Genomic DNA, 6,065 nt, shown 5'->3' with positions numbered 1-6,065 from the left:
AGGCTGTCTGCCGATGGCAGACCGAAGCGTCAAGCCGCATAGCCGGAAATGGTTTGGCGCAGCCTCATCGCGCCCTGACATGAGAAAGCTGTCCATCGCCAACCGTCCATCACAGTCAGCGGCGCTTCCGCCGACCATGACACCCGAAAATGAAATCAGTCCCGACGACGGAGACGGATCACGACATCCACGCGGCTCACCTCCATGCCCTCCGGCACTTCGGGAATGCGGGCGATCTCAAGCTGATCGGCGGGAGCGTCGGACAGGGATGCGGTGTCTTCCCAGTAGAAATGCGGGTGATCGTCGATGCGGGTGTCGAAATAGGACTTGTTCCCGTCCACCAGCACTTCCTGCATGATCCCCGCCTCGCAGAACGCGCGGAGCGTGTTGTACACGGTGGCGAGGGATACCTTCTCCCCGCTGTCGAGCGCGGCGGCATACAGGCTTTCAGCGGTGACATGCCGGTTCTTGCCGTCTCCGACCAGCAGGGCGGCGAGCGCGACACGCTGCCGCGTGGGCCGCACGCTCCCCACCGCGAGCCAGCGGCTCCCCCGGTCAATTGCGTCGGCTGACATGTTCTGGCTGGCTGACATAAGGCTTCTCCTGCCCTTCATCTAAGCCCCGTGCGACACTTTTGCAAACCCAAATCCCAATGCAACAAGGTCTCCGGCTGCGGAGGCCGGGGCGTGGACTTGCTTTGGCGGCAGGCGCGGTGATAGAGGGAGGCAGCCCAGATCAAGGACAAAGGACGCCTGCACCCCATGCCGGACTACCCGACGAGCTTCGACAAGGAAGGTCTTCTTCTCTGCGCACGAGGGGAGCTGTTCGGACAGGGCAATGCCCAGCTTCCCGAACCTCCCATGCTGATGATGGACCGCATCACCGATATTTCGGCCGATGGCGGGCTGCACGGCAAGGGCCACGTGGTGGCGGAATATGACATTCACCCCGACCTTTGGTTCTTCAAATGCCATTTCGTCGGCGATCCGGTGATGCCGGGATGCCTCGGCCTCGACGCGCTGTGGCAGCTCACGGGCTTCAACCTTGGCTGGCGCGGGATGCCCGGTCGCGGTCGCGCGCTGGGTGTGGGAGAGGTGAAGTTCACCGACATGGTGACGCCCGCCACCCGGAAGCTGACCTATCTCGTTGATTTCACTCGCGTCATCGACCGCAAGCTGAAGCTCGGCATGGCCAATGGCCGGATGCTGGCGGACGGCAAGGAAATCTACAACACTACCGACATGAAGGTCGGACTCTTCACCGACTGATACAGGGGGAGGACCAGCCATGCGCCGGGTCGTCATCACGGGACTGGGCATCGTCTCACCGCTCGGCAACAATGCCGGCGAGGTCGAGGCCTCCCTCCGGGCCGGGCGCTCGGGCATCGTCTTTGCACCGGAATACGCCGAACGCGGCTTCCGGTGCCACGTCCACGGCATGCCGCAGATCGTGCTGGAAGACCACATCGACAAGCGGAACCTGCGCTTCATGGGCGCAGGCGCGGCCTACAACTTCCTCGCCATGGAACAGGCGGTGAAGGATTCGGGCCTGCCGGAGAACGAAGTGTCGAACGAGCGCACCGGCCTCATCATGGGGTCGGGCGGATCGTCCACGTCGAACTTCCTCACCGCCTTCCAGACGGTGATCGAAAAGGGCGGGCCGAAGCGCATGGGGCCGTTCATGGTCACGCGCTGCATGTCCTCCACCAACTCCGCCACGCTGGCCACGCCCTTCAAGATCAAGGGCGTGAATTATTCCATCACCTCCGCCTGCTCGACCTCCGCCCATTGCATCGGCAACGGGGTGGAGCAGATCCAGATGGGCAAGCAGGACGTGATCTTCGCCGGCGGCGGCGAGGAGGTCCACTGGACCCTGTCCTGCCTGTTCGACGCGATGGGGGCGATGTCGTCGAAATACAACGACACGCCGGAACGCGCGTCCCGCCCGTTCGACGCGGCGCGGGACGGGTTCGTCATCGCGGGCGGCGCGGGGGTCGTCGTGCTGGAGGAACTGGGCCACGCCCTGGCCCGCGGCGCGAAGATCTACGCCGAAGTCACGGGCTATGGCGCGACATCGGACGGCTACGACATGGTCGCCCCCTCCGGCGAAGGCGGTGAGCGGGCCATGCGCCAGGCGCTCGCCACCCTGCCGGAAGGGCGCAGCATCGATTACATCAACGCCCATGGCACCTCGACCCCCGTCGGCGACGTGACGGAGGTGCAGGCCGTCCGCCGCGTGTTCGGAGAAGGCAAGGTGCCGCCGATCTCCTCCACCAAGTCGCTTGCCGGTCACAGCCAGGGCGCGACGGGGGCGCATGAGGCGATCTATTCGCTGCTCATGCTGAACGGCAGCTTCATCGCCGGCTCCGCCAACGTCGAAAACCTAGACCCCGCCATCCATGCGGGCGAGATCGCGACGACAGGGCGCGAGAACGTCGCGCTCGACAGCGTGCTGTCCAACAGCTTCGGCTTCGGCGGCACCAATGCCACGCTCGTCATGAGCAAGTACCTGGGGTAAACCATGGCCGGATTGATGACGGGCAAACGCGGACTGGTGATGGGTGTCGCGAACGACCACTCCATCGCCTGGGGCATTGCCAAGGCGCTTCATGCAGAAGGCGCCGAGCTGGCGTTTTCCTACCAGGGCGAGGCATTCGGCAAACGGGTGGAGCCGCTGGCCGCCTCGCTGAACTCCGAATTCCTGATCGACGTGGATGTGCAGGACGATGCTTCGCTCGACGCCTGCTTCACCCGGCTTCAGGCGGAATGGGGGCAGATCGACTTTCTTGTCCACGCCATCGCCTATTCGGACAAGAAGGAGCTGACCGGCCGGTTCATCAACACCAGCCGCGAGAACTTCAAGACATCGCTGTCCATCTCCTGCTTCAGCTTCATCGACGTGGCCCGCCGCGCCGCGGCGCTGATGCCGGAGGGCGGGTCGCTCATCACGCTGACCTATCAGGGCTCGACCCGCGTCACGCCCTATTACAACGTGATGGGCGTGGCCAAGGCGGCGCTGGAAAGCTCTGTCCTCTATCTGGCGAACGACCTTGGCCCGCAGGGCATCCGGGTGAATGCGATCTCTCCCGGGCCGATGCGGACGCTGGCCGGCGCGGCCATCGGCGGCGCGCGCAAGACCTACCGCTTCACGGAGGAGAACGCCCCGCTCCGCGCCAATGCCACGCTTGAGGCGATCGGCGGCACGGCGGTCTATCTGCTCTCCGATTATGGCGCCTGCACCTCGGGCGAGATCATTCGCGTCGATGGCGGCTTCCATGCCATAGGCATGCCGCAGCCGGAAAACCTCTGACAGGGGGCCGCAGCGCGGCGCCCCTTCCGTCCCGCCCGCCGCTGTGCCAGTCTCCTCCCCGCATCATGGGGAGAAGCGGCATGACGACATTCAAGGCCTCGGACGGCGCGGAAATCCACTACACCGATGAAGGCTCCGGGCTTCCGGTCCTCTGCCTGTCGGGCCTGTCGCGCACGGGGCGGGATTTCGACTATCTCGCGCCGCATCTGCCCGATGTCCGCCTGATCCGGCCCGATTACCGCGGGCGCGGGCAATCCGCATGGACGGGCGAAAAGACCTACACCGTTCCACGCGAATCCCGCGATGCGGTGGAATTGCTCGACCATCTGGGGATCGACAGGGCGGCGCTCATCGGCACCTCCCGCGGCGGGTTGAACGGGCTGTTTCTTGCTGCGACGCAGAAGGCGCGGCTCCGGGGCCTGTGCCTCGTCGATGTGGGGCCGGAAATCGCGAAACCGGGGCTGGACGCCATCTTTGCCTACATCGGCCGCAATCCGAGATGGAAGACCTATGCGGAGGCGGCAGAGGCCATGCCCTCCGTCATGACGGGCTTTGCCAATGTCCCCGCCCACCGCTGGGAGGAGGAGGTCCGCCATCACTACATCGAAACGCCCTCGGGGCTGGAGATCAACTACGACCCCGCGCTTCGCGACGCGTTCCTCGCCGCCTTCCAGGGGCCGCCGCCTGATCTGTGGCCGCTGTTCGACGCTTTGGCGGGCCTGCCGGTCGCTTTGATCCGCGCGGCCAATTCCGATCTCCTCACGCCGAAGATGGCGGAGGACATGCGGGCCCGCCGCCCCGACATTCTGTTCGGCGAGGTTCCCGACCGGGCCCATGTGCCCTTCCTTGACGAACCCGTCTCTCTCGCCATCGTCCGAGCTTTCCTGAAAGCATGCCAATGACCTCCCTCTCCCTCATCGAAGCCGCCCGCTCCCGCTTCCCGTCCGAAGTCAGGCGCACGCCCCTCCTCTCCTCCCCGTTCATCGACGAGATCGCGGGGCGGCGAGTGCTGGTAAAGGCGGAATGCCTTCAGCACACGGGGTCGTTCAAGTTCCGCGGGGCCTGGTCGGCCATCTCCGCGCTGCCGGAGGTCCAGCGCGCGAGCGGGGTTCTGGCCTTTTCCTCCGGCAACCACGCCCAGGGGGTTGCGGCGGCGGCGGCAATGCATGGGGTTCCGGCGGTCATCATCATGCCCGCCGACGCCCCTGCCCTGAAGATCGCCAATACGCGCGCCTACGGGGCGGAGGTCGTGCTCTATGATCGCGGCGGCAACCGCAGCCGCGAGGAGATCGGGCTGGAGATCTCGACCGCCCGGAACCTCACCCTCGTGCATCCGTTCGATGATCCGCAGGTGATCGCCGGTCAGGGCACCGTGGGGCTGGAGATCGCGGAACAGGTGGCGGAGCTTGGCCTGACCACCGCGGATGTGATCGTCAACTGCTCCGGCGGCGGGCTGACGAGCGGCATCGCCCTGGCGCTGGAGGCGAAGGCGCCGGTCCTGCGGGTGCGGACGGCAGAGCCGGAGGGCTTCGACGATGCCGCCCGCTCCGTCGCCTCCGGCAAGCGGGAGCGCAACCTGAAGCTCACCGGCTCCATCTGCGACGCGATCCTCTCACCGGAACTGGGGCAGAACACGTTCCCGGTCATCAAGCGGCTCTGCGGACCGGGGCTGGTCGTGTCGGACGAGGAGGCCCTCTCCGCCATGGCCGAAGCCTTCACCCGTCTGAAGCTCGTTCTGGAGCCGGGCGGCGCGGCATCGCTTGCGGCAGCGCTCTACCGGACGGATGAGATCGAGGGCGATACCGTGATCGTCGTCGCCTCCGGCGGAAACACCGATGCCACGATGTTCAGCCGCGCCCTTGCCAAGGCGGGCTGATGCGCGATGGGCTGATAGATGCGGGCGGCGCCACGCTCTACTGGCGTGAGGATGGCGCGCCGGAGGGGGCGCCGCTTGTCCTTGCCCATGCGCTCGGTCTCGACCACACGATCTGGGATGCCGTGGTGCCGCTTCTGCCGCCCGAGTTGCGGATCATTCGCTATGACCTGCGGGGGCATGGCCGGTCCTCCGTGCCGCCTGCTCCCTATGGGATGGGCGCGCTCGTCCGCGATGCGGAGGGCTTGATGGATGGGCTGGGCCTGCACGACGCCATCTTCCTCGGCCTGTCCATCGGCGGAATGGTGGCGCAGGGGCTGGCGGTGAAGCGGTTCGATCTGGTGCGCGGACTGATCCTCTCCAATACAGCCGCGCGGATCGGAGGTCCGAACGTGTGGGAGCGGCGGATGGAGACGGTCCGCCGATCCGGTCTTTCGGCGCTGGCCGATGAGACGATGGCACGCTGGTTCTCCCGCGCCTTCCGGGAGGAGGGGCTGGACCTGCCGTGGCGTGCCAAGCTGCTGGCCACGCCGGTGGAGGGCTATCTCGGCTGCTGTGCGGCATTGGCGGGTGCCGATTTCTACACGACGACGGCCTCGCTCACCCTGCCAACCCTTGCCGTGGCAGGGACGGAGGACGGCTCCACGCCGCCCGATCTGGTTCGGGAAACCGCCGATCTGGTGCGCGGTTCCGACTTCGCGCTCATCAGGGACGCAGGGCACCTGCCACCTGTGGACCGCCCCGCCGCATATGCCGCGCTGATCGCGACCTTTGCCGCGCGCATTGCTCATGCAGGCCCGCGCGAACCGCAGATCCGGGCTCACAGCCACCACGACCACGACCACGACCACGACCACGACCACGACCACGACCACGACCACGA

6 protein-coding genes and 1 pseudogene are annotated in these 6,065 nt (G+C 66.3%); 6 read left to right on the top strand and 1 reads right to left on the bottom strand.

Translation table 11 applies throughout. From position 1 onward, the window contains the following. Positions 1 to 155: 155 nt before the first annotated feature. A complete protein-coding gene (irr, locus tag RT513_RS12900) occupies positions 156 to 593 on the bottom strand; it encodes a Fur family transcriptional regulator Irr (protein ID WP_373447820.1) in 438 nt (145 codons plus the stop codon). 168 nt (positions 594 to 761) lie between these two features. Between irr and fabA the strand changes: the two genes are divergently transcribed. The 6 genes and pseudogenes from fabA to pcaD all read left to right on the top strand — a co-directional run. Next, positions 762 to 1,268, top strand: a complete 507-nt coding sequence (gene fabA, locus RT513_RS12895) for a bifunctional 3-hydroxydecanoyl-ACP dehydratase/trans-2-decenoyl-ACP isomerase (protein WP_035743613.1) — start codon at positions 762 to 764, stop codon at positions 1,266 to 1,268. A gap of 19 nt (positions 1,269 to 1,287) precedes the next feature. After that, positions 1,288 to 2,517 carry a beta-ketoacyl-ACP synthase I gene (gene fabB, locus RT513_RS12890; protein ID WP_088216905.1) on the top strand — a complete coding sequence of 410 codons (1,230 nt, stop codon included), beginning with the start codon at positions 1,288 to 1,290 and terminating at the stop codon, positions 2,515 to 2,517. A gap of 3 nt (positions 2,518 to 2,520) precedes the next feature. After that, positions 2,521 to 3,309 carry an enoyl-ACP reductase gene (locus tag RT513_RS12885; RefSeq protein ID WP_088216904.1) on the top strand — a complete coding sequence of 263 codons (789 nt, stop codon included), beginning with the start codon at positions 2,521 to 2,523 and terminating at the stop codon, positions 3,307 to 3,309. An 80-nt stretch (positions 3,310 to 3,389) separates the two neighbouring features. Beyond that, positions 3,390 to 4,211: an alpha/beta fold hydrolase gene (locus RT513_RS12880; RefSeq protein ID WP_290686786.1), complete on the top strand. Its 822-nt coding sequence runs from the start codon at positions 3,390 to 3,392 to the stop codon at positions 4,209 to 4,211. Then, positions 4,208 to 5,185: a threonine/serine dehydratase gene (locus RT513_RS12875; RefSeq protein WP_290686784.1), complete on the top strand. Its 978-nt coding sequence runs from the start codon at positions 4,208 to 4,210 to the stop codon at positions 5,183 to 5,185. Before RT513_RS12880 ends, RT513_RS12875 begins: the two co-directional genes overlap by 4 nt. Then, positions 5,185 to 5,973, top strand: a pseudogene (gene pcaD / locus RT513_RS12870) (3-oxoadipate enol-lactonase); the annotation flags it as partial. The gene RT513_RS12875 and the pseudogene pcaD, both read left to right, overlap by 1 nt. Positions 5,974 to 6,065: the final 92 nt, after the last annotated feature.

Source organism: Haematobacter sp. (assembly GCF_032102465.1).
Lineage (GTDB): Bacteria > Pseudomonadota > Alphaproteobacteria > Rhodobacterales > Rhodobacteraceae > Haematobacter.
Note: the sequence above shows the minus strand (reverse complement) of the source record. Positions and strands in the feature narration are given on the sequence as shown.